Consider the following 22,535-nt stretch of genomic DNA (forward strand, 5'->3'; position numbering starts at 1 on the left):
ATCGGCACGCGTAGCGATTGAAGCGGGTATTGCGGACTACTGGTTCAAGTACGTCGGCCTGAATGGCGCGATTGTCGGCATGACGAGCTTCGGCGAATCGGCGCCGGCTGAGCTGCTGTTCGAAGAATTCGGCTTCACCGTCGATAACGTCGTTGAAAAAGCGCAGGCGCTGCTGAAGTAATCACGCCGCATTAATCTCGATATGAGAAGCCGTCAGCTAGCGCTGGCGGCTTTTTTTCATCTTTAATTTAATCCACCTCTCAATGCGCTTTGCCTGCCCTCGATCGCGGTTTTTTCATTTTTATGACGCAGGTCACTCTTCTTGTGTGTGCCAGACGAGAATATTTCTTTTATGCGTTAATTCGTTTATGCTAGCTGAAGCGTTTCAGTTGTTGTGCTGACGGCGTTTCTCCAGGGGTTCTCTGGTGTCTAAGAAGGGTATATCCTATGGGCTGGGTAACCCTGCCACGACACAAGGAATCACAAAGAACGCCATGACGATCCGTATTGCGATAAACGGTTTTGGCCGCATCGGCCGCAGTGTTTTACGTGCGTTGTATGAATCAGGCCGCCGAGCCGAGATTACCGTTGTGGCTATTAACGAGCTGGCGAGCGCGGAAGGTATGGCGCATTTGCTCAAGTATGATTCCAGCCACGGCCGTTTTTCGTGGGATGTGCGTCAGGAGTGCGACCAGCTTTATGTCGGTGATGACTGTATTCGGCTGTTGCATCAGGCAGAGATTCAGCCATTGCCCTGGCGAGAACTCGGTGTTGATATCGTGCTGGATTGCAGCGGCGTTTACGGTAGCCGGGAAGATGGAGAAGCCCATCTGGCGGCAGGTGCGAAGAAAGTGCTGTTTTCTCATCCGGGAACGACAGATTTGGATGCGACGGTGGTGTTTGGCGTCAATCACCACCAGTTGGAAAGCGGGCACCGTATTGTTTCCAATGCGTCCTGCACGACCAACTGCATTATCCCGGTAATCAAACTGCTGGATGATGCGTTTGGTATCGAGAATGGGACGGTGACGACGATTCACTCGTCGATGAACGATCAACCGGTGATCGATGCTTATCATCACGATCTGCGGCGTACACGCGCCGCCAGCCAGTCGATCATTCCGGTAGATACTAAACTGTCGGCGGGGATCACCCGTATTTTTCCGCAGTTTGTCGATCGTTTTGAGGCGATCTCGGTGCGGGTACCGACGATTAACGTCACGGCAATTGACCTGAGCGTTAGCGTCAGGAAAGCCGTAAATGTGAATGAAATTAACGCACTATTGCAAAAATCAGCGCATGAGTCGTTTCGTGGTATAGTTGATTACACTGAATTGCCGTTAGTGTCGGCTGATTTTAACCACGATCCGCACAGTGCCATTGTCGACGGCACGCAGACACGGGTCAGTGGTCAGCATCTGATTAAAACATTGGTCTGGTGCGATAACGAATGGGGCTTTGCCAACCGGATGTTGGATACAACACGGGCGATGGCGGCCAGCGGTTTCTAGTACGACGGTGGCGATCTGGGGTCGCTATCTCGCTCAAGCAACTTTAAAAGAGAATCAACAAGAGGATTCACCATGTCTGTAATTAAGATGACCGATCTGGATCTGGCTGGTAAACGTGTTCTTATTCGTGCGGATCTGAACGTACCGGTAAAAGAAGGGAAAGTGACGTCTGATGCGCGCATCCGTGCCTCTCTGCCGACCATTGAAATCGCGCTGAAACAAGGTGCTCGTGTTATGGTCACTTCCCACCTGGGACGCCCGACCGAAGGCGAGTACAACGAAGAATTTTCTCTGCTGCCCGTCGTTGACTACCTGAAAGAAAAACTGTCTTCTCCTGTGCGCCTGGCGAAAGATTACCTGGACGGTGTTGATGTCGCCGAAGGTGAGCTGGTTGTACTGGAAAACGTCCGCTTTAACAAAGGCGAGAAAAAAGACGACGAAGTCTTGTCCAAGAAATACGCGGCGCTGTGTGACGTGTTCGTAATGGATGCATTCGGTACGGCACACCGTGCGCAGGCTTCAACCCACGGCGTGGGTAAATTTGCCACTATCGCTTGTGCAGGCCCGCTGCTGTCTGGTGAGCTGGAAGCGCTGGGTAAAGCATTGAGCGAGCCAGCACGTCCGATGGTCGCTATCGTGGGTGGTTCTAAAGTTTCCACTAAACTGACCGTGCTGGATTCCCTGTCTAAAATCGCCGATCAGCTGATCGTCGGTGGCGGTATCGCCAACACCTTCGTTGCCGCACAAGGCCACAACGTGGGCAAATCTCTGTACGAAGCCGATCTGATTCCTGAAGCGAAGAAGCTGCTGGAAACCTGTGATATTCCTGTACCAAGCGATGTGCGTGTTGCGTCAGAATTCTCTGAAACTGCAACGGCAACGCTGAAGTCTGTTACGGCAATCAAAGACGAAGAGCAGATTCTGGATCTGGGTGATGTATCCGCTGAGCGTCTGGCTGAAATTCTCAAGAATGCCAAGACTATCCTGTGGAATGGCCCGGTTGGCGTCTTCGAATTCCCGAATTTCCGTAAAGGAACCGAGACCATCGCCCGTGCTATCGCAGAGAGCGACGCGTTCTCTATCGCAGGTGGCGGCGATACGCTGGCTGCGATCGATCTGTTTGGTATTGCAGATAAAATCTCCTACATTTCTACCGGTGGCGGCGCATTCCTCGAATTTGTCGAAGGGAAAAAACTGCCAGCAGTAGTTATGCTGGAAGAACGTGCCAAGCAATAATTTAAGGTAAGGGGCGCTTTTCCTCTTTCCTGTGGTTGTCTCGATATGTGATGTTCGCAATATCGTGTCGAGACAACCTTGTCGATTTAACATCGATTTCTCTAACCCCTCCACGGCCAACGAAACGGGACACGTAACATGTCTAAAATTTTTGATTTCGTAAAACCCGGTGTCATCACTGGTGATGACGTTCAGAAAGTTTTCGCAGTAGCAAAAGAAAACCAATTCGCTTTGCCAGCAGTGAACTGTGTCGGTACCGACTCAATCAATGCTGTGCTGGAAGCCGCAGCCAAAGTGCGTGCGCCGGTCATCGTTCAGTTCTCTAACGGCGGTGCAGCATTTATCGCCGGTAAAGGCCTGAAAGCAGAAGGTCAGCAGGCGGCAATTTTGGGTGCGATTTCTGGCGCTCATCATGTGCATCAAATGGCTGAACACTACGGCGTGCCGGTGATTCTGCACACCGACCACTGCGCGAAGAAATTGCTGCCGTGGATCGATGGCCTGCTGGACGCGGGTGAAAAACACTTTGCTGCTACCGGCAAACCGCTGTTCTCTTCTCACATGATCGACCTGTCTGAAGAGTCTCTGGAAGAGAACATTGAGATCTGCTCTAAGTATTTGGCACGTATGGCCAAAATCGATATGACTCTGGAAATCGAACTGGGTTGCACCGGTGGTGAAGAAGACGGTGTGGATAATAGCCACATGGATGCTTCTGCTCTGTACACCCAGCCAGAAGATGTTGACTACGCGTACACCAAACTGAACGCGATCAGCCCACGTTTCACTATCGCGGCTTCTTTCGGTAACGTGCATGGCGTATACAAGCCAGGTAACGTGAAACTGACCCCGACCATCCTGCGTGATTCTCAGGAATATGTTTCTAAGAAACATAACCTGCCGCACAACAGCCTGGACTTCGTATTCCACGGTGGTTCTGGTTCCAGCGCTCAGGAAATCAAAGATTCCGTTAGCTACGGCGTAGTGAAAATGAACATCGATACCGATACCCAGTGGGCAACGTGGGAAGGTATCCTGAAATACTACAAAGAAAACGAAGCGTATCTGCAAGGCCAATTGGGCAACCCGAAAGGCGAAGATCAGCCGAACAAGAAATACTATGACCCGCGTGTGTGGCTGCGTTCCGCTCAGGCGAGCATGGTGACTCGTTTGGAACAAGCTTTCAAAGAGCTTAATGCCGTTGACGTGCTGTAAGTCAGACGACGTAAACATGGTTTGATGCTAAGGCTCCTACGGGAGCCTTAATTTTTTGGGCTTTTGGGGCTCAATGTTGCGGTTTCAGTTAGGGGCGTTATGCTTTCCCAGTGATTAAAAAACAGGAGCTTTCAAATGGAAGAACTTAATACGGGGTTGGATCAGGCAGGGGACTGGTTGGTGACACACCAGAGCCTGTTTTTGCAGTATGCCGTGAATATCGTCGCAGCATTAGTGATCCTCATCGTTGGTCTGGTGATCGCTCGGATCGTTTCCGGCACCATCAATAAGCTGATGATTAACCGTTCTATCGATTCAACCGTGGCAGATTTCCTGTCTGCGCTGGTGCGCTATGGCATTATCGCGTTCACGCTGATTGCGGTATTGAGTCGGGTTGGCGTACAGACGGCATCGGTGATTGCTGTGTTGGGTGCCGCGGGTTTGGCTGTTGGTCTGGCATTACAGGGGTCGTTAGCCAACTTTGCAGCGGGAGTCTTGCTGGTGATTTTCCGGCCTTTCCGTACCGGCGAGTGGGTGGATTTGGGCGGCGTGTCCGGCTCGGTCACGCAGGTACAGATCTTCTCGACGACGCTGCGCACGTCTGACGGCAAAATTATCGTGGTGCCGAATGGCAAGATCATTGCTGGTAACATCATCAACAGTTCGCGTGAACCGGATCGCCGTACCGAAATTATTGTTGGCGTAGCCTATGATGCCGATATCGACGTGGTGAAAAAGCTGCTGGGTGATATTGTCGCGGCGGATGAACGCATCCAGCACGACAAGGGCGTCACGATCCGTCTGAATGAAATGGCGGCGTCATCACTGAATTTTGTGGTGTGGGTGTGGACAACCAACGGCAACGCGCAGGCGGTGTATTGGGATCTGCTGGAAAGCTTTAAACGCGTGCTGGATGAGCACCGTATTGGTATCCCTTATCCGCAGATGGATGTACACCTGCATAACTTACCATCCGCAGCGAAACAGCCAGAATAACCTCTCTGACATAAGCCTTCAGGTATGCACCATGTCCTTATCGGCGTGGTGCATCGTCAGAAATTATCTTCTCGTCCGACACGGACTTCCTCTGCCTTCAGCACATTAGCTTAGCTAATGTAGCGTTAGAATATTCAATTTCACTTATCTAATCGGCTTCCATACACTCCCCGCGATAACAACAAACGGTGTAGGAGAGAAGTATGTGGGCGGTGTATTTACAGGGCGTTTTGTTGGGAGCGGCGATGATTCTGCCTCTAGGGCCACAGAATGCGTTTGTGATGAATCAGGGAATTCGCCGGCAGTATCACCTGATGGTGGCGCTGTTATGTGCGGTGAGCGATATGGTGCTGATTGCCGCTGGTATTTTTGGCGGCAGCGCGTTGCTTAGCCAGTCTTCACTGCTGCTGGGGGCGGTGACCTGGGGCGGTGTTGCGTTTCTGCTCTGGTTTGGCTGGGGAGCGATGAAAACGGCCTTCAGCAAGAATATTGCCCTCGCCAGCGCCGAAGTGATGAAACAAAGCCGCTGGCGCATTATTGCTACCATGCTGGCGGTGACCTGGCTTAATCCGCATGTCTATCTGGATACCTTTGTGGTGCTGGGGAGTCTGGGTAGCCAGTTTGCGGACGATGCCCGCAGCTGGTTTGCGCTAGGGACGATGACGGCTTCCTTCACCTGGTTCTTTGCGCTGGCGCTGTTGGCCTCCTGGCTGGCACCGTGGCTGAATACGCCGCGGGTACAGCGGGTCATCAACTTTTTTGTCGGTGTAGTGATGTGGGGCATTGCTTTGCAGCTGGCGCGTCACGGTTGGCAATGATGGTTGGAAATAAATAACCTCACCTTACGCTGTGTTTCAGAAATTCACCTATATTGTGTGGAGTTGGTAATGCGTTATGTTGGTCGGTAAAGCAATCCGTCTTGTCTCTTTCATTCTGGAAGATACCGTGTGGACACAGATAATCTATTGATACGGACAATCTATTGATACAGACGATCTATTGATACAGGTAATCTGCGAACGGCATGCGTGACGAAACATAAGTAAGGAGAGAGTGTGAAGCGAGGTATGATGAAGCTCAATGCACTGGCGTTGGCCGCTGCGATAGGACTTGGCGGTGTGTCGATAGCCGCGCAGGCTGCGGAATTGCCGGATGGCCCGCATATCGTGACGTCAGGGACATCTAGCGTAGATGCGACACCGGATATCGCGCGTCTGGCGATTGAAGTGAGCGTGTCATCGAAGGATGCGGCGGAAGCGAAAAAGCAGGTCGATGCCCGCGTTGCACAATATTTTGATTTTCTGGGTAAAAATGGCATTGAGAAAAAAGATATTAATGCCGCCAATTTACGTACGCAGCCAGAATATGACTATCTGAAAACCGGCGGCTCGGTGCTGAAAGGCTATCGTGCGGTGCGTCAGGTGGAAGTCACGCTACGCCAGTTAGACAAACTGAATGAGCTGCTGGATGGGGCGCTGAAATCGGGGCTGAATGAGATTCGTACGGTAGAATTAGGCGTTGCTAACCCAGAAACCTATCGTGATGAAGCGCGTAAGAAAGCCATCGAGCAGGCGACGAGTCAGGCGGAAGCGCTGGCGCAGGGCTTTAACGCCAAGCTGGGGCCGATCTACAGCGTTCGCTACCACGTTGCTAACTATCAGCCGATGCCAATGGCACGGATGTTTAAAACGGCAGATGCAGCGGTTCAAAGCGAAGCAGCACAAACCTATGAACAGCAAACTATTCACTTTGACGATCAGGTGGATGTGGTGTTTGAGTTGCAGCGCACGCAGTAACGTTCACGCTAAAATACGGTTGCGTAAACCATTGATGATACCAACAGGCCTGCTCAGACAGGCCTGTTATTTTTTGTACTTTCTCAGTACGTTATGATTGCCGCAGTACCTGATGACCGTGCGAGAGCAGGGCGTCCGTCACTTTCCTCATCATCCGGCTTTCCGGCGCGAAGCGGTGCCAGTAGAGCATCCGGCGCTGAAACAGCCCTGGCGTCAGGTCGATTAACTCGTTATTGGCAAGTTCTCTTTCGATTTGCAGATGCGGGATCATGCAGCAGGTTGTGCCCTGACGCGCCAGTTGTACAAACGCTTCCGACGAATTCACGATATGGCAGGGAACGCTGCCAGGTGACAAATCAAAATTCTGCTGTAAAAAGGCCTGATGCATATCATCCAGATGGTCGAAGGCGACCGCTGGTGCACGCAGCAGCGCCGAGCGCGTCACGCCATTCGGGAAATAGCGGGCGGCAAAGGTCGGCGATGCGACAAACAGATAGTCCAGCGCACCCAGTTTATCCACCAGACAGCTTGGCAGCGGCTGGGACTGAATACTCACCGCACCGACCACTTCACCCCGGCGCAGCCTTTCCTGCGTGCGCGTTTCATCTTCTACCTGCAAATTAAGACGAATCGGTGAATCAACCAGCACCGGTTGTAACGCAGGTAGCAGCCAGGTTGCCAGACTGTCGGCGTTCACCGCCAGCGACAGCAGCAGCGGGATGTCGCTGTTGGTTTCATTGCCCAGCCACTCTTCTTCCAGCAGCTCGACCTGATGAAGCAGAGCCAGCAGTTTCTGCCCTTGTTCTGTCGGGCGAGGCGGGATGGTTCTGACTAATAGCGGCTGGCCGAACAGGTTTTCCAATTGTTTAATACGCTGTGAAACGGCAGATTGGGTAATACACAGTTTTTGGGCAGCGCGTTCAAAACCACGCTCGCGGATGACGGCATCCAGAGCCTGAAGCGTTCGATAGTCCGGGCGTTTCATGAAAGTCAAAATCCTCTGAATGAGTCTGTTTTTTTTTCACTATGCCACATTTTGCAGATTTGCCATGCAGAAATCTTATTTTGGCTGTTGTGCGCAATCACGATTCAGCACGGTATGTGTGAAATGGTACGCATGAAATAATGCATCGGCGGTGAAGTGAATTTGCACGCTTTCCCCAACGTGCATGTTCTATAATACGCACACGTTTTCGTATATCGATTCTACAGGCCAGAAGCAGATTATGACGCAAGATGAACTGAAAAAAGCAGTGGGATGGGCAGCGCTCGACTACGTCCGTCCCGACACCATTGTGGGAGTAGGAACCGGATCGACGGCAGCACACTTTATTGATGCGCTGGGTTCGATAAAACATCAAATCAAAGGCGCGGTTTCCAGCTCGGATGCCTCAACGGAAAAGTTGAAAAGTCTGGGTATCCCCGTTTTTGACGCCAATGATGTGGATTCGTTGGATGTCTACGTGGATGGCGCGGATGAGATCAACGGCCACATGCAGATGATCAAAGGCGGTGGTGCAGCGCTGACCCGTGAGAAAATCATTTCGGCAATGTCGCGCCAGTTCATCTGCATTGTCGATGCATCCAAACAGGTTGATGTGCTGGGTAAATTCCCGCTGCCGGTTGAAGTTATCCCGATGGCGCGGTCTTACGTGGCGCGTGAACTGGCGAAGTTGGGCGGGCAGCCAGTCTATCGTCAGGGCGTACTGACGGATAACGGCAACGTCATTCTGGATGTACACAATCTGAATATCATGGATGCGGTCGCGGTAGAAAACCACATTAATGGCATCCCTGGCGTCGTAACCGTAGGGCTGTTCGCCAACCGCGGTGCAGATGTCGCGTTAGTCGGTACGGCTGAGGGTGTAAAAACCGTCGTTAAATGAGTACGCGATCGTTCTGGCGTGGTGAACCCACACGTCAGAAATTTTTTAGCTAAAAAAATCCATTTAGTTAACGGCTCATTTTTGGTACTTAATATCACATTTTCTTATTTTGTTTATCGTCGATATGGCGATGAACATCTTTGGCAATATTTTTTGCCATAAATCAGGCGCGCTCCTCTGTGGCGCGATTTGGGCGAAGCAATCGTTTGTATTGCTGACTGCGTAATTTTTGTTATGTTGGCAGAAGCTATTGAGCACTCTGTCACATTTGAAGTCTGAAAATAAGGTCGGGAAATGGCAAAGGTATCATTGGAAAAAGACAAGATTAAGTTTCTGTTAGTGGAAGGCGTGCATCAGAGCGCGCTGGATAACCTGCGTGCAGCGGGTTACACCAACATCGAGTTCCATAAAGGTGCGCTGGATCCTGAGGCGTTGAAAGCCTCCATCCGCGATGCGCATTTTGTGGGTATCCGCTCGCGTACCCATCTGACAGAAGAGATTTTTGCTGCTGCGGAAAAACTGATCGCGGTAGGGTGTTTCTGTATCGGGACTAATCAGGTTGAGCTGTCGGCCGCGACCAAGCGTGGTATCCCGGTATTTAACGCACCTTTTTCCAATACCCGATCCGTGGCAGAAATGGTGATCGGCGAAATGCTGCTGATGCTGCGCGGTATCCCGGCGGCCAACGCGAAAGCGCACCGTGGTATCTGGCACAAGCTGGCTGTGGGCTCGTTTGAAGCGCGCGGTAAAAAGCTGGGGATCATCGGCTACGGCCATATCGGTATGCAGTTGGGTATTTTGGCTGAAAGCCTCGGTATGCACGTTTACTTCTATGATATCGAAAGTAAATTGCCGCTGGGCAATGCTCAGCAGGTGCGTCACCTGTCTGATTTGCTGAATATGAGCGACGTGGTGAGCCTGCACGTGCCGGAAAATGAAAGCACGTATAACATGATGGGTGCGGAAGAGCTGGCGCTGATGAAGCCGGGCTCAATCCTGATTAACGCCGCTCGTGGTACTGTAGTTGATATTCCAGCGTTGTGCGACGTGTTGAGCAGCAAGCATTTGTCCGGTGCGGCGATTGACGTATTCCCACAGGAACCAGCAACCAACAGCGATCCGTTCCTGTCGCCGCTGTGCGAGTTTGACAACGTGCTGCTGACGCCGCACATCGGTGGTTCTACACAGGAAGCGCAGGAAAATATCGGTGATGAAGTCGCTGGAAAGCTGGCGAAATATTCAGACAACGGTTCTACGCTGTCTGCGGTGAATTTCCCGGAAGTGTCGTTGCCTGTCCATGGCGCACGCGCCAGCCGCTTGCTGCACATCCATGAAAACCGTCCTGGCATTATTACCAAAATTAACCAGATCTTTGCTGAGCAGGGCATTAACATTGCCGCGCAGTATCTGCAAACGACACCTGAAATTGGTTATGTGGTCATTGATGTCGAAACCGACGGCGCACAAACGGCACTGCAACTGATGAAGGCGATTCCAGGCACCATTCGTGCCCGTCTGCTGTTCTGATTCGTTTTAATCAGTGAATAAACAGCCAGCCCCTTTTGGGGCTGGTTGCGTTTTTAAAGCGCGATAACGATCTTGCCGCGCATATGCCCTTCCAGCACTTTACCGTGAGCCTGCTTCAGCGTGTCTACCGTTAACCCTTGCAGCATTTCGCTGGCGGTTCCCTGAAGTTTTCCTGCATCAACCAGCTGTGCGACTTCGTGCAAAATATTCCCCTGTTCCGCGATATCCGGCGTGGTGAACATGCTGCGGGTAAACATGAGTTCCCAGTGCAGCGCCGCGCTTTTGAGTTTTAGCGCCGTTTGGTCGAGCGGATTTTTGTTTTCCACGATGGTGCAGATGTGTCCCATTGGCGCGATCAGTTTGCTGATGGCATCCCAGTGGCCGTCCGTGTCGTTCAGGCAGAAAATATAGTCGACCTGTTTGATCCCTTCTTTTTCCAGAGACTCGACCAGATTACGGTAATCCACGACCTTATGGGCACCGCGTTGGCGGCACCACTCTGCCGAGTCAGGCTGTGACGCGGTGGCGATGATGTTCACCGAACTGCGCAATGCCGCCAGAGAAATCGCGAGAGATCCTACGCCGCCTGCACCGCCGATAATCAGCAGCGTTTTGTTGCTGTCGGCCTGCTGTATTTTCAAATGCTCGAATAAGCCTTCCCAGGCGGTCAGCGCCGTGAGCGGCAGTGCGGCCGCCGCTGCCCAGTCTAGCGACACCGGCTTGCGCGCCACGATACGTGAATCAATTAACTGATGGGTGGTGTTGCTGCCGGGGCGGGTGATATCGCCGGCGTACCAGACTTCATCGCCGACCTGAATGTTGTTAACCGCGCTGCCGATTTTCAGTACGACGCCGCTGGCATCCCAGCCGAGAATTCGTGGCTGCTGTAATCCATTCTGACGTAACCCAGCATGAACTTTGGTATCCACCGGATTGACGGAAATGGCTTTTACACCGACCAACAGATCGTATTCACCGGGCTCGGGAATATCCTGCGTGATGGCAATGAAATTTTCTGGCTGTTGTGGATCAACGGCTATCGCATGAGCGGTCATGGTCTGTTCCTCATTATTTTCAGAATGCGGTCTTGTGAATAAAACCTATTTTTGCATAAGCCAAAGTGTAGAACACAGAGATAGGGCTGATAAGATGGACAATAAATAATGCAGTGTTCGTCTGGGGTGAACAATCATGTTTAAGCAATTGCAGGATATGGCGCTGTTTGCGCTGGTGGCCGAGTGTGGCAGTTTTACACAGGCGGCGCGAAAAGCGGGGCTGGCAAAATCCAGCCTGAGCTTGCGCATTAGCCAGCTTGAACAGCAGATTGGCCTGCGATTGTTGAACCGAACTACGCGCCAGCTTAATCTGACGTTTGCCGGTGAGCGCTACCTGATTCACTGTCAGGAGATGCTGCAAGCCAGTGAGCGTGCCGATCTCGCCATACAGCGCCTGCGTGATAACCCCAGCGGGCGACTGCGCATCACTAGCCCGGCAGGATTAGGGTCTACGCTGCTGGCGCGGCTCACCGCCGAGTTTCAGCAGCACTTTCCGGCGGTATCACTGGATGTGCTGATTTCAGACGATGTGATCGATCTAGTGCAGGAGGGCTTTGATGTCGCTTTTCGCACCGGTAAACCGCATGACTCTTCGCTGATTGGGCGTTCGCTTGGGCAAACCCCGCGATACTTGCTGGCATCGCCTGACTATCTGGCGCGGCACTCGGCACTACTTCATCCACAACAGCTCCAGCAACACCGCTGTATTGCGCATCATGCCTGGACGGAGTGGCTGCTGCATCGCGGTTCGGAACTTTATCGCTGGTTACTCCCCGATTCGCATATTACGGATAACCTGCCTTACGCCCGTGAGTGCGCGATTGCGGGGGCGGGGATTACGCTATTGCCGGATTTCCTCTGTCTGGATGAAGCGGTGTCTGGAAAACTGGTCAGGGTCTTGCCGGATTGGCAGGTGGAAGCCAACGAGCTTTATCTGGTGTACCCCAGCCGCAAGCTGAATTCGCCCGCATTGGCGTGTTTTATCGACTTTGTTTTACAGCATCGCGCGTGGGACGATTACTCAACGTTTTTGAAAAAGCAGTAGGGATTGTCGTACCTATAATATTTTTGTTTCATTTTTACGGGTATTTTTTAATTTTTATTGAAACGTGATTTCCATCAACTTATTTTAGGTACGTTTTAGACTGAAAATGCCGATAACAATTGTGGTTCCTTTTGACTTTCTTATGAAAGGTTTGTCCTGCGTGACATTATTGTCACAGTGATATCTGGGCTCTGCCGCACCAGCAATGGCAGAGATAATGTAGACCAGTGATGGTGAAAATGAGAATGCAACCGATGTCTGTTCAAAAAGAGAAGTTGAGTTACATCAACAATATACGTCTCGTTTCGTTATTTATTACTCTTTTTTCAATTATCCTGATTTTATTTGCGCTTTCTATTGGCACAGCGAGCTATTTCTTAAAGCAAAGTAATGATTCATTGGATAAGGCTAATGAATTGTCTGATATCCGCGCTGGTATCAGCAGCAGCCTCGATCAACTGCGCGTTGCCAGATTGCTGCTTATTCAGGCGGGGGCGGCAAACCGTATTAGCGATCACGACGTCTTTAAATCCGCTTCAGACCAGGCTGCTGGGCGAGTCAGAGCCTCACAGAAGCGTCTGGATGAATATATCGCGCGTCCAGACAAACTGGAGAGCGAAAACGCGCTGGATGACGAGATTCTTAAGGCATACGCCAACTACCGTGATAACGCGATTCTGGCTATGCAGAAAGCGACAAACGACGGGGAATTTGAAGATACGATCACGTTGGAAAGTACGCTGGCTCGTCAGTTAGATGAAGCGTTCAGTGTTCCAGTACGCAAGAAAGTGAATGAACTCACGCAAGCCGCGCAGGATATCAATCATCGTGCGGCGGATAATGCCAAGCTGGGTTACTGGATGATGGCGGGTTCGTTTGTCCTGTCTATCATTATGGCGATCATGGCCTACATTATGGTGCGCAATGTGATTCTCGCGCCGGTCAACAGGCTGGTTGATCGTATCCAGAAGATCGCGGCGGGTGATTTGACGCAGCCGCCGATGGCGATGGGACGCAATGAAATCGGCATTCTGGGAACGAATATCCAGAACATGCAGGCGGAGCTGACAGATACGGTGACGATCGTGCGCGAAGGTGCGGATTCGATCTATCAAGGGTCGTCAGAAATTACGGCGGGTAACGTCGATCTCTCTTCGCGTACCGAGCAGCAGGCGGCCGCGCTGGAGGAAACCGCCGCGAGCATGGAACAGCTGACCGCGACGGTGAAACAGAACTCTGACAATGCCCATCACGCCAGCCAATTGGCGAAAAATGCCTCTGAAAAAGCGGAGAAGGGCGGACAAATCGTGAAGAACGTAGTGGATACCATGCAGGATATTGCTACCAGTTCACGTCGTATTTCCGAAATCACGTCCGTCATTAATAGCATCGCTTTCCAGACCAACATTCTGGCGCTGAACGCGGCGGTAGAAGCCGCGCGAGCGGGTGAACAAGGGCGTGGTTTTGCCGTGGTGGCGGGTGAAGTCCGTAGCCTGGCACAGCGCAGCGCGCAGGCAGCGAAAGAGATTGAAGGGCTGATTGGCGAATCGAGTCGGCTGGTGGATACCGGGTCTGGGCTTGTGTCTCAGGCGGGTACAACCATGGGCGAGATTGTCCGCGCGGTTGTCAGCGTGACCGACATCATGGGAGAAATTGCTTCCGCTTCTGACGAACAGAGCCGTGGCATCGGGCAGGTGAGTCAGGCCGTCTCTGAAATGGATAGCGCGACGCAGCAGAATGCGGCACTGGTACAGGAAGCCTCGGCGGCGGCTGTTTCACTCGAAGAACAGGCGGCACGTCTAACGCAGGCTGTCGCGGTATTCAAACTGGCTGGTGTGGCTCAGAGACTGAAATCGTCCTTACCGAAGGCTGTACCGCAACCGCGCTTAGTGCCAGCGATGGCCCTCGCCGGAACCAGTAGCAAAGGCAGCGATAGTCAAAACTGGGAAACGTTCTGATCGGATAAGTGAAGCCGTATTGGAAAGAAAAATGGCCCGCAACTTGCGGGCCATTTGTTTTATCACGTTCGATGACGGCTTATTTAGCGATCTTCTTGTATTTGATGCGGTGTGGTTCCAGCGCATCGGCACCCAGCGTACGCTTTTTGTATTCTTCGTATTCGGTAAAGTTACCTTCGAAGAATTCCACTTTACCTTCATCCTGGTAATCCAGAATGTGTGTTGCGATACGGTCGAGGAACCAACGGTCATGCGAGATCACCATGGCACAGCCTGGGAATTCCAGCAGGGCGTTTTCCAGCGCGCGCAGGGTTTCGATATCCAGATCGTTGGTTGGTTCATCGAGGAGCAGCACGTTGCCGCCGACCTGCAACAGCTTCGCCAGATGCAAACGACCGCGTTCACCACCGGACAGCTCGCCAACGCGTTTGCCCTGATCAACCCCTTTGAAGTTGAAACGGCCAACGTAAGCACGACTTGGCATTTCGGTGTTGCCGATACGCATGATGTCCTGTCCGCCAGACACTTCTTCCCAGACGGTTTTGCTGTTGTCCATCGCGTCACGGAACTGGTCAACTGACGCCAGTTTTACCGTTTCACCCAGCTCAATCGAGCCGCCATCCGGCTGTTCCTGACCGGACATCATGCGGAACAGAGTCGATTTACCGGCACCGTTCGGGCCGATAATGCCGACAATCGCGCCTTTCGGTACGGAGAAGGAAAGCCCGTCGATGAGCTGACGTTCGCCGTAAGACTTGCTGAGGTTGGTGACCTCCACCACTTTATCGCCGAGGCGAGCACCTGGTGGAATAAACAGTTCGTTGGTTTCGTTACGTTTCTGGTATTCGGTGTTGTTCAGCTCTTCAAAGCGTGCCAGACGTGCCTTACCTTTGGACTGACGGCCTTTAGCGCCTTGACGCACCCACTCCAGCTCTTTCTCAATGGATTTACGGCGTGCCGCTTCCTGAGAAGCTTCCTGTGCCAGACGCTGATCTTTCTGCTCCAGCCAGGAAGAATAGTTGCCTTCCCACGGAATACCTTCGCCGCGGTCCAGCTCCAGAATCCAGCCTGCGACGTTATCGAGGAAGTAACGGTCGTGGGTAATCGCCACCACGGTGCCCTCGAAATCGTGCAGGAAGCGTTCCAGCCAGGCTACCGATTCGGCATCCAGGTGGTTCGTTGGTTCGTCGAGCAGCAGCATGTCCGGCTTTTCCAACAGCAGACGGCACAGTGCCACGCGGCGACGTTCACCCCCGGACAGGGTAGCGATTTTCGCATCCCACTCCGGCAAGCGCAGCGCATCGGCGGCACGCTCTAACTGGTTGTCCAGATTATGGCCGTCGTGCGCCTGAATGACTTCTTCCAGTCGGCCTTGTTCGGCGGCCAATTTATCGAAGTCTGCATCCGGGTCAGCATACAGCGCATAGACTTCGTCAAGACGCTTCAGCGCGGTGACGACTTCAGACACCGCTTCTTCCACGGATTCACGTACGGTGTGCTCCGTGTTTAACTGCGGTTCCTGCGGCAAATAGCCGATTTTGATTCCAGGTTGTGGGCGAGCTTCGCCCTCGATGTCCGTATCAATGCCAGCCATAATACGCAACAGCGTTGATTTACCGGCTCCGTTCAGACCCAGCACGCCGATCTTGGCACCGGGGAAAAAACTGAGGGAGATGTTTTTCAGAATGTGACGCTTCGGCGGTACGACCTTACCGACGCGATGCATGGTATAAACATATTGAGCCACGTTGCGACTTCGCCTCTCTCTTATCTCTATGATTTGTCACCATAAGCGGGTGACCATATGTAGCACTGTGCTACTTAATACTCAGTGGTGCAGCCAGGGAAATACCCCGGCAGCGGATCGATTATTCTAAGTATGAAGTGTAGCGGGTTTCAGCCCGCGATCCCAGCTATCCGGCGATTTGCCATGGCCGATCTGAGACGTAGGCCCGCGTGATGAATTTCAGAATCGGTTTGCGGATCGGCATATCGTTGTCTGGCATGATGTGCCACACTGGATCTGCCCGATAGGATAGGGGTATCGATACGATGAAGGATGCCGATAGCAAGTTCGATAACGGATGAGGTTAATGCAGGTGAGAAAAGCGGGTCATTGGTGGTACGCCGTTTCGGCGATATGTCTGGCTGGGATTTCCGGCCATGCGCTGGCGGATTCTCTGGACGAACAGCGTCAGCGCTATCAGCAGGTTAAGCAAGCATGGGACAGCAACCAGATGGACACGGTTGCGCAGTTGATGCCGACGCTGCGCAGTTACCCACTTTATCCTTATCTTGAATACCGTTCGCTCACGCAGGATCTGAGTCAGGTCAGTGCGACGCAGGTGAAGCAGTTTATGGTAACGCACCCGACGTTGCCGCCCGCCCGTAACCTGACGACCAGCTTTGTGAATGAACTGGCGCGTCGTCAGGACTGGATTGGGCTGCTGGCATTTAGTCCTCAGCCGCCGAAGCCGGTCAGCGCCCGCTGTAACTTTTATTACGCCCAGTGGGCAACCGGTCAGCGCCAGGGCGTGTGGGAAGCCACGCGGGATATCTGGCTGACAGGGCGTTCGCTCCCTACCGTGTGCGATAAACTCTTCTCCGTCTGGCAGCAGGCCGGCGAACAGACGCCGCTGACGACGCTGGAACGCGCGCGTCTGGCGATGGACGAAGGTAGCAGCAGTCTGGTGAGTTATCTCATCAAGCAGTTACCCGACGATTATAAAACGATGGGCGATGCGCTGCTGAAACTCCAGAACGATCCGAATTCGCTGGAGAGCTTCGCCCGTACCGTCGGACCAACGGATTTTACACGTAAAGTCACGCTCTCGGCCTTCACGCGCACGGCGCGTCAGGATGCTGATAATGCCCGCTCGATGCTGCCAGTCATTGCCCGCTTGCAGAAAATGAGCGCAGCAGAACGTCAGGGGATGGAAGAAACCATTGCCTGGCGTTTGATGGGCAACGATGCCACGCCAGAACAGGCACAGTGGCGGGATGGCGTGGTGCGGCAGAGCACGTCGACCACGTTGCTGGAACGCCGCGTACGTATGGCGCTGGGAGCCGGCGATCGTCAGGGGCTAACGAGCTGGATGGCGCGTTTACCCGCGGATGCGTTACAGAAAGACGAATGGCGCTACTGGCGTGCGGTGGTGCTGTTGGAGCAGGGCAAGCGGCAGGAAGGCGAGACGCTATTACGCAGCCTGATGCAGGAACGCGGGTTCTATCCGATGGCAGCGGCGCAGAAGCTGAACGAGCGCTATCCCATGACTATTATGGCGGCGGTGAAGCCGGATCCTTCTTTGTCTCAGCTACCGGAAATCACCCGCGTGCGTGAGTTGATGTTTTGGCAGATGGATAATCTGGCGCGCAGCGAATGGGTCGGGCTGGTGGCGAATCGCAGCAAGCCGCAGCAGGAGGCTCTGGCTCGCTATGCGTTTGAACAGCGCTGGGCGGATTTGAGCGTGCAGGCGACGATTGTCGCGAAGCTGTGGGATCATCTGGAAGAGCGTTTCCCGCTGGCCTGGAACGATGAATTCCGCCGTGAAACACAGGGGAAAGGCATCAGCCAGAGCTATGCAATGGCGATTGCTCGTCAGGAAAGCGCCTGGAACCCGAAAGCGCGTTCCCCAGTGGGTGCATCGGGCCTGATGCAGTTGATGCCCGCGACGGCGCAGCATACGGCCAAAATGAGTAATATCACGTTCTATACGAACAGCAGCCAACTGTTCGATCCCGAAACCAATATCCTGTTGGGAACGAACTACCTGGAGTACGTGTACCAGACATTCGGCCGTAACCGCATTCTGTCTTCCGCGGCTTACAATGCCGGGCCATCGCGTGTGAATACCTGGCTAAGGAACAGCGCTGGGCGCATCGATCCCGTTGCGTTTATCGAAAGTATTCCGTTCTCGGAAACACGGGGTTACGTGAAAAATGTGCTGGCGTATGACGTCTTCTATCGTTATTTCCTGAATCAGCCAGCCAGTGTGCTGACGGATGCGGAATGGCAGCGGCGTTATTGAGACGTGGCGTTGCGCTCGTTGCCTGAAATTGTGTTATGCTGCCGTACTAGTTAAATAGTATGGCAGCCCGTTATGACTCCGTTATCGCTTATCGACCCGGCACTTTCTGAACAAGACAATGAGCATTGGTTACGCTTTGTCGCGTTATTGCAGCAGTCTATCGCAGAGGATCTTCAATTGCCGCTGCTTCAACTCCTGCTGACGCCGGATGAGCGTACAGCGTTAGGAACGCGGGTGCGAATTATACAGGAGCTAATGCGGGGTGAAATGAGCCAGCGTGAGCTGAAAAGCGAGTTAGGTGCGGGAATTGCGACGATTACGCGCGGTTCAAACAGTCTGAAAGCCGCGCCCCCCGCGTTAAAAAGCTGGCTGGAAGCGCAGTTGCTGTCGGCAGATAAGCCGTTGAGTGATGACGCGTAGCCGTTACGGTTTTGCTGCCTGAACGGGAATCTGATAGATCGGATTATGGAACGGCACCAGTGCCAGCAGCAGCGCCTGATGGTACACGCTGGTACGTGACAATTTGCCGTCGGTAAAGACGCCGATGGCACCACCTTTATGTTTGATATTCTGAACGCCCGTCAAACGCTCCATTTCATCGCCTAATTCCCGCCCTTCACGGATACCATGTAATATACTTTCTGGAAGAACCAGGCTTGCAGAACGTGATTCGCCACGCAGGTGGGCGTTTTCGATCACCATCCAGGCGAACGTCATGCTTTCTTCAATGCCTGCTTCGACACCGACCCAAAAATCGGCTTCTGGTCGCACCTGGCGTGCCATCATGACGCGGTTTCTTGCGCCTGTACGGGTTTCGATAGAGCCGAGAGGCTGGCGCGGGACGCCACTGTCGACGTCAACGCCTTCGATGCGGCAGTTTTCTGCACCAAAGACATCGGTGAATGCCAGAGTAATAGCCTTAATCTTTGCCGGGTTGGTAGTTGCAGCAACAACGTGATACATAACAGTTTCGTACCTTTAGTTAATTTGACGCAGTATAACGGAAAATAACCATGTTACAGGTATATCTTGTTCGCCACGGCGAAACAGAATGGAATGTGGCTCGACGTATTCAAGGTCAATCGGACAGTGCGCTGACGCCAAGAGGTGAGCAACAGGCACAGCAAGTTGCTGGACGAATCAGGACGTTAGGGATTACGCATATTTTTACCAGCGATCTCGGAAGAACGCGTCAGACGACAGAAATCATCGCTAAATCTTGTGGTGATTGCCAGATAATCCTAGAGCCCGGGTTACGTGAATTGAACATGGGCGTCTTAGAAGCCCGTGATTTGGATTCGCTGACCGCCGAGGAAGAAAAATGGCGTAAAGGGCTGGTGGATGGCACGCCCGATGGCCGCATCCCAGAAGGCGAGTCGATGGTTGATGTGGCATTGCGTATGCACGGCGTTCTGGAACGTTGTCTGGCGTTGCCCGCGGGAAGTCGTCCTTTGCTGGTTAGCCACGGTATGGCGCTGGGGTGCTTGCTGAGTACGGTTCTGGGGTTACCCGCATCGGCCGAACGGCGACTGCGCCTACGCAACTGCTCCCTGTCGCGCATTGATTATCAGCAAAGTCCGTGGCTGGCACCGGGATGGGTAGTGGAAACGGCCGGAGATATTTCGCATTTGGATATTCCGGCACTGGATGAGTTACAGCGCTGAGAGCGGTTCTGGATGTTGGATGGGGATAAAATACTCGCAGCGGATGATGTCGGGTATTTCCCCGTCTGCATCACGACTAGGGTGAAAACGCTCGGCGTCGAACCCTTTACGGCGCGTGAGCTGGAAGGTCGGCAGGCAGGTGTCATACAGGCTGATAATAAAATCCTGTAGCTCGTCGGTCGGGCCGTCAAACACGAACATCGCGTAGTCGCCGCCCGGTAGTGTGATGGGTTCGCCCGTGTGGATATCATCAGGCAGATACTGCGGCTCCAGCGCGGTGGTGTAGAGCACTGCGTGCTCGTCGTCTTTCTCTTTACTCGGCTGTGAATGGTGTAGCCCGTAAAGCACCGGTGGGACACAGCGGGTTTCTCCCAAAAACTGACGCCAATAGTGGACGCGAATTTCCGTACGGAAATTACAAATCTGTTCCAGGCGACAGGTATAGGTTTGCGTTAGCCCAAGCAACTGCGTTTCTGGCAGGGTGACAAACTGCGGCTGTGGCAGGGTAAACGCACCAAGCCGGATCGGCGGACGAATGCCGAACGTGTTCCAGTTATCGGAACGACGATAAGACGCTGGCGTTTGTGCAAACTGTTTTTTGAACGCGCGGGTAAAAGTCTGTTGTGAATCAAAACGGTATTGCAGGGCAATATCAAGGATAGGGCGGCTGGTCAGACAGAGTGCAACCGCCGCTTTGGTCAATCTCCGCGCTCGGATATATGAACCAATGGCATGGCCCGTCACATCTTTGAACATTCTTTGCAGATGCCACTTGGAATAACCCGCTTTCGCCGCCACATTATCGAGTGATAGCGGCTGGTCGAGATGGCTTTCCAGCCAGTTAAGCAAGTCACGTATGATACCGGCTTGATCCATAATCTTCCTCATCAAACACATTGAGCGCGAGCGTATTGAGATCCCGCATCATAGCAATATTTTCACTTTGGTACTGCCGAAGATTTTTGAAAATGTTCCGCAGGTAATTTGGATAAGGAGGGAGATTATAGCGGTTTATTTTGCTCATCCCCTTTTTAATTGTGGTTATTAACCGTTTGTTATGAATTGTCACAGGACCTGAAATATGAACATAAAGCGCATCATGGGAGCGGGTCTGCTATTGCTGTCCACCGCTGGCGTTGTCAGTGCGGAAGAAGTGGGATCTGTCGATACGGCCTTTAAATTGCTGGGGCCGGATCATAAGATCGTAGTGGAAGCGTTTGACGATCCGGATGTATCAAACGTGACCTGCTACATTAGCCGAGCCAAAACGGGCGGAATCAAAGGCGGGTTAGGGCTGGCGGAAGACACGTCGGACGCTGCCATTTCCTGTCAGCAGGTTGGGCCGATTACACTGTCCGATAAAATTAAAAACGGCGGCGATCGCGGATCTGTGGTGTTCCAGAAAAGAACATCGCTGGTTTTTAAGAAATTGCAGGTTGTGCGATTTTACGATCAAAAGCGCAATTCGCTGATCTATCTTGCTTACTCCGATCGTTTAGTCGATGGATCGCCGAAGAATGCGTTAAGCGCAGTGCCGGTTATGCCGTGGGGAAAGAGTGAATAACGTGCGGTAAGAAGGGAAAACAGCCGGAACAGAAGACTGCTCCGGCTGAGGGGAATTAATTTTCCAGATCGCCGCAGAAGCGGTAGCCTTCACCGTGGATCGTCGCGATGATTTCCGGTGTATCGGCTGTAGATTCAAAGTGCTTGCGGATACGGCGGATGGTTACGTCAACGGTACGGTCGTGCGGCTTAAGCTCACGGCCCGTCATTTTCTTCAGCAGCTCTGCACGGGATTGAATCTTGCCCGGATTTTCGCAGAAGTGCAGCATGGCGCGGAATTCACTGCGTGGCAGCTTGTATTGTTCACCAGCCGGGCTAATCAGAGAACGGCTATTGATGTCCAGTTCCCAGCCGTTGAAACGATAGCTTTCCACCAGACGACGCTCTTCCGTGCCGCTGCCCAGATTCATGGTGCGTGACAGCAGGTTACGTGCGCGGATCGTCAGTTCACGTGGGTTGAACGGTTTGGTGATGTAGTCATCCGCACCGATTTCCAGACCGAGGATCTTATCGACTTCATTGTCGCGGCCGGTGAGGAACATCAAGGCAACGGTGGCTTGCTCGCGCAATTCACGTGCCAGCAACAGGCCGTTCTTTCCTGGCAGGTTGATGTCCATGATCACCAGATTGATGTCGTTCTCGGACAAAATGTGGTGCATTTCTGCGCCATCAGTGGCTTCGTGAACAACGTATCCTTCCGCCTCAAAAATGCTTTTGAGGGTATTACGAGTTACTAGCTCGTCTTCAACAATAAGAATGTGCGGCGTCTGCATGTTTGCTACCTAAAATTGCCAACTTAAATTATAGAAATCGGAAGTACAGAAGTCGCTGTCATACCCTGCTGGCCCGCTGGCTACAACGCCAGTTATTCCGGGTATTTCCTTGGAGCTTATCGAGGTAGACTACGCTCTCGCTCAACGTCAGACTCAAGTACGTAAATGCGTTACTGGTGTTCATTCTCTACCCGCTTAGAGGTACTGCTAGCGGGTGAGCGTGGCGCTAATTTAGCTGCGCTCAAAGTGGCGCACAGTTTAACCTTATTAACAGCAACATAA

21 protein-coding genes are annotated in these 22,535 nt (G+C 52.7%); 15 read left to right on the top strand and 6 right to left on the bottom strand.

Annotation, left to right across the window (positions count from 1 at the left end; genetic code table 11):
• From ACIPUG_RS06765 to ACIPUG_RS06795, 7 genes are all read left to right on the top strand, one after another.
• A partial coding sequence (locus ACIPUG_RS06765; RefSeq protein ID WP_400337969.1) for a transketolase-like TK C-terminal-containing protein occupies nucleotides 1-181 on the top strand: 181 nt, incomplete at its 5' end.
• Nucleotides 182-494: 313 nt separating this feature from the next.
• Complete coding sequence (epd, locus tag ACIPUG_RS06770; RefSeq protein ID WP_014916731.1) at nucleotides 495-1,511, top strand: erythrose-4-phosphate dehydrogenase; 1,017 nt, start codon at nucleotides 495-497, stop codon at nucleotides 1,509-1,511.
• 72 nt (nucleotides 1,512-1,583) lie between these two features.
• Complete coding sequence (gene pgk, locus ACIPUG_RS06775; RefSeq protein ID WP_010681801.1) at nucleotides 1,584-2,747, top strand: phosphoglycerate kinase; 1,164 nt, start codon at nucleotides 1,584-1,586, stop codon at nucleotides 2,745-2,747.
• Nucleotides 2,748-2,885: 138 nt separating this feature from the next.
• The gene (gene fbaA, locus ACIPUG_RS06780) at nucleotides 2,886-3,962 is read left to right on the top strand and encodes a class II fructose-bisphosphate aldolase (protein ID WP_039278117.1); all 1,077 of its coding nucleotides are present in this window, start codon (nucleotides 2,886-2,888) and stop codon (nucleotides 3,960-3,962) included.
• 135 nt (nucleotides 3,963-4,097) lie between these two features.
• Nucleotides 4,098-4,958: a small-conductance mechanosensitive channel MscS gene (mscS, locus tag ACIPUG_RS06785; RefSeq protein WP_014916730.1), complete on the top strand. Its 861-nt coding sequence runs from the start codon at nucleotides 4,098-4,100 to the stop codon at nucleotides 4,956-4,958.
• 203 nt (nucleotides 4,959-5,161) lie between these two features.
• Entirely contained in the window at nucleotides 5,162-5,776 is a 615-nt protein-coding gene (argO, locus tag ACIPUG_RS06790) for an arginine exporter ArgO (protein ID WP_039461767.1), read from the top strand.
• Between the two features lie 252 nt (nucleotides 5,777-6,028).
• Complete coding sequence (locus ACIPUG_RS06795; RefSeq protein ID WP_039285344.1) at nucleotides 6,029-6,754, top strand: oxidative stress defense protein; 726 nt, start codon at nucleotides 6,029-6,031, stop codon at nucleotides 6,752-6,754.
• 91 nt (nucleotides 6,755-6,845) lie between these two features.
• Here the strand turns inward: ACIPUG_RS06795 and ACIPUG_RS06800 are convergent, their stop codons facing one another.
• Entirely contained in the window at nucleotides 6,846-7,739 is an 894-nt protein-coding gene (locus tag ACIPUG_RS06800) for a LysR family transcriptional regulator ArgP (RefSeq protein ID WP_010300546.1), read from the bottom strand.
• Between the two features lie 241 nt (nucleotides 7,740-7,980).
• On the opposite strand from ACIPUG_RS06800, the gene rpiA reads away from it, so the two are divergent.
• Nucleotides 7,981-8,640 carry a ribose-5-phosphate isomerase RpiA gene (rpiA, locus tag ACIPUG_RS06805; protein WP_010681795.1) on the top strand — a complete coding sequence of 220 codons (660 nt, stop codon included), beginning with the start codon at nucleotides 7,981-7,983 and terminating at the stop codon, nucleotides 8,638-8,640.
• A gap of 294 nt (nucleotides 8,641-8,934) precedes the next feature.
• Nucleotides 8,935-10,167: a phosphoglycerate dehydrogenase gene (gene serA, locus ACIPUG_RS06810; protein WP_010681794.1), complete on the top strand. Its 1,233-nt coding sequence runs from the start codon at nucleotides 8,935-8,937 to the stop codon at nucleotides 10,165-10,167.
• 53 nt (nucleotides 10,168-10,220) lie between these two features.
• Here the strand turns inward: serA and ACIPUG_RS06815 are convergent, their stop codons facing one another.
• Nucleotides 10,221-11,222 carry a zinc-binding alcohol dehydrogenase family protein gene (locus ACIPUG_RS06815; protein WP_339098447.1) on the bottom strand — a complete coding sequence of 334 codons (1,002 nt, stop codon included), beginning with the start codon at nucleotides 11,220-11,222 and terminating at the stop codon, nucleotides 10,221-10,223.
• A 136-nt stretch (nucleotides 11,223-11,358) separates the two neighbouring features.
• On the opposite strand from ACIPUG_RS06815, the gene ACIPUG_RS06820 reads away from it, so the two are divergent.
• Together ACIPUG_RS06820 and ACIPUG_RS06825 are read left to right on the top strand one after the other, a co-directional pair.
• Nucleotides 11,359-12,267, top strand: coding sequence for a LysR family transcriptional regulator (locus ACIPUG_RS06820; protein ID WP_400337971.1), 909 nt, complete (start codon nucleotides 11,359-11,361; stop codon nucleotides 12,265-12,267).
• Between the two features lie 254 nt (nucleotides 12,268-12,521).
• Entirely contained in the window at nucleotides 12,522-14,225 is a 1,704-nt protein-coding gene (locus tag ACIPUG_RS06825; RefSeq protein ID WP_400337972.1) for a methyl-accepting chemotaxis protein, read from the top strand.
• Nucleotides 14,226-14,304: 79 nt separating this feature from the next.
• Here the strand turns inward: ACIPUG_RS06825 and ettA are convergent, their stop codons facing one another.
• On the bottom strand, nucleotides 14,305-15,972 hold the full coding sequence (gene ettA / locus ACIPUG_RS06830; RefSeq protein ID WP_010300532.1) for an energy-dependent translational throttle protein EttA: 1,668 nt from the start codon (nucleotides 15,970-15,972) through the stop codon (nucleotides 14,305-14,307).
• A 346-nt stretch (nucleotides 15,973-16,318) separates the two neighbouring features.
• Here ettA and sltY point away from each other — a divergent pair, with 346 nt between their 5' ends.
• Together sltY and trpR are read left to right on the top strand one after the other, a co-directional pair.
• Nucleotides 16,319-18,253 (top strand): murein transglycosylase, encoded by a 1,935-nt coding sequence (gene sltY, locus ACIPUG_RS06835; RefSeq protein ID WP_400337974.1) that lies wholly within the window; start codon nucleotides 16,319-16,321, stop codon nucleotides 18,251-18,253.
• 72 nt (nucleotides 18,254-18,325) lie between these two features.
• Entirely contained in the window at nucleotides 18,326-18,673 is a 348-nt protein-coding gene (gene trpR, locus ACIPUG_RS06840) for a trp operon repressor (protein ID WP_014916720.1), read from the top strand.
• Between the two features lie 3 nt (nucleotides 18,674-18,676).
• Here the strand turns inward: trpR and yjjX are convergent, their stop codons facing one another.
• On the bottom strand, nucleotides 18,677-19,216 hold the full coding sequence (yjjX, locus tag ACIPUG_RS06845; RefSeq protein WP_039278139.1) for an inosine/xanthosine triphosphatase: 540 nt from the start codon (nucleotides 19,214-19,216) through the stop codon (nucleotides 18,677-18,679).
• 50 nt (nucleotides 19,217-19,266) lie between these two features.
• On the opposite strand from yjjX, the gene gpmB reads away from it, so the two are divergent.
• On the top strand, nucleotides 19,267-19,917 hold the full coding sequence (gene gpmB / locus ACIPUG_RS06850; RefSeq protein ID WP_014916718.1) for a 2,3-diphosphoglycerate-dependent phosphoglycerate mutase GpmB: 651 nt from the start codon (nucleotides 19,267-19,269) through the stop codon (nucleotides 19,915-19,917).
• Here gpmB and robA read toward each other — a convergent pair.
• Complete coding sequence (gene robA / locus ACIPUG_RS06855) at nucleotides 19,906-20,793, bottom strand: MDR efflux pump AcrAB transcriptional activator RobA (RefSeq protein WP_014916717.1); 888 nt, start codon at nucleotides 20,791-20,793, stop codon at nucleotides 19,906-19,908. The two genes, gpmB and robA, sit on opposite strands and share 12 nt — an antisense overlap.
• 205 nt (nucleotides 20,794-20,998) lie before the next feature.
• Here robA and creA point away from each other — a divergent pair, with 205 nt between their 5' ends.
• On the top strand, nucleotides 20,999-21,481 hold the full coding sequence (gene creA / locus ACIPUG_RS06860; RefSeq protein ID WP_039278144.1) for a protein CreA: 483 nt from the start codon (nucleotides 20,999-21,001) through the stop codon (nucleotides 21,479-21,481).
• A gap of 55 nt (nucleotides 21,482-21,536) precedes the next feature.
• Here creA and arcA read toward each other — a convergent pair whose 3' ends face one another.
• Nucleotides 21,537-22,253 (bottom strand): two-component system response regulator ArcA, encoded by a 717-nt coding sequence (gene arcA / locus ACIPUG_RS06865; RefSeq protein WP_010300511.1) that lies wholly within the window; start codon nucleotides 22,251-22,253, stop codon nucleotides 21,537-21,539.
• Nucleotides 22,254-22,535 lie beyond the last annotated feature (282 nt).

The organism is Pectobacterium sp. CHL-2024 (genome assembly GCF_044751765.1).
Lineage (GTDB): Bacteria > Pseudomonadota > Gammaproteobacteria > Enterobacterales > Enterobacteriaceae > Pectobacterium > Pectobacterium brasiliense.

What these genes read in the sequence shown, in the direction of transcription:
- creA (WP_039278144.1), top strand. Translation starts at nt 20,999, where the DNA reads ATGAACATAAAGCGCATCATGGGAGCGGGTCTGCTATTGCTGTCCACC.
- rpiA (WP_010681795.1), top strand. Translation starts at nt 7,981, where the DNA reads ATGACGCAAGATGAACTGAAAAAAGCAGTGGGATGGGCAGCGCTCGAC.
- ACIPUG_RS06795 (WP_039285344.1), top strand. Translation starts at nt 6,029, where the DNA reads ATGAAGCTCAATGCACTGGCGTTGGCCGCTGCGATAGGACTTGGCGGT.
- fbaA (WP_039278117.1), top strand. Translation starts at nt 2,886, where the DNA reads ATGTCTAAAATTTTTGATTTCGTAAAACCCGGTGTCATCACTGGTGAT.
- mscS (WP_014916730.1), top strand. Translation starts at nt 4,098, where the DNA reads ATGGAAGAACTTAATACGGGGTTGGATCAGGCAGGGGACTGGTTGGTG.
- ACIPUG_RS06800 (WP_010300546.1), bottom strand. Translation starts at nt 7,739, where the DNA reads ATGAAACGCCCGGACTATCGAACGCTTCAGGCTCTGGATGCCGTCATC.
- epd (WP_014916731.1), top strand. Translation starts at nt 495, where the DNA reads ATGACGATCCGTATTGCGATAAACGGTTTTGGCCGCATCGGCCGCAGT.
- ACIPUG_RS06825 (WP_400337972.1), top strand. Translation starts at nt 12,522, where the DNA reads ATGTCTGTTCAAAAAGAGAAGTTGAGTTACATCAACAATATACGTCTC.
- pgk (WP_010681801.1), top strand. Translation starts at nt 1,584, where the DNA reads ATGTCTGTAATTAAGATGACCGATCTGGATCTGGCTGGTAAACGTGTT.
- ACIPUG_RS06815 (WP_339098447.1), bottom strand. Translation starts at nt 11,222, where the DNA reads ATGACCGCTCATGCGATAGCCGTTGATCCACAACAGCCAGAAAATTTC.
- trpR (WP_014916720.1), top strand. Translation starts at nt 18,326, where the DNA reads ATGACTCCGTTATCGCTTATCGACCCGGCACTTTCTGAACAAGACAAT.
- sltY (WP_400337974.1), top strand. Translation starts at nt 16,319, where the DNA reads ATGCAGGTGAGAAAAGCGGGTCATTGGTGGTACGCCGTTTCGGCGATA.
- serA (WP_010681794.1), top strand. Translation starts at nt 8,935, where the DNA reads ATGGCAAAGGTATCATTGGAAAAAGACAAGATTAAGTTTCTGTTAGTG.
- ACIPUG_RS06820 (WP_400337971.1), top strand. Translation starts at nt 11,359, where the DNA reads ATGTTTAAGCAATTGCAGGATATGGCGCTGTTTGCGCTGGTGGCCGAG.
- argO (WP_039461767.1), top strand. Translation starts at nt 5,162, where the DNA reads ATGTGGGCGGTGTATTTACAGGGCGTTTTGTTGGGAGCGGCGATGATT.
- yjjX (WP_039278139.1), bottom strand. Translation starts at nt 19,216, where the DNA reads ATGTATCACGTTGTTGCTGCAACTACCAACCCGGCAAAGATTAAGGCT.
- robA (WP_014916717.1), bottom strand. Translation starts at nt 20,793, where the DNA reads ATGGATCAAGCCGGTATCATACGTGACTTGCTTAACTGGCTGGAAAGC.
- gpmB (WP_014916718.1), top strand. Translation starts at nt 19,267, where the DNA reads ATGTTACAGGTATATCTTGTTCGCCACGGCGAAACAGAATGGAATGTG.
- arcA (WP_010300511.1), bottom strand. Translation starts at nt 22,253, where the DNA reads ATGCAGACGCCGCACATTCTTATTGTTGAAGACGAGCTAGTAACTCGT.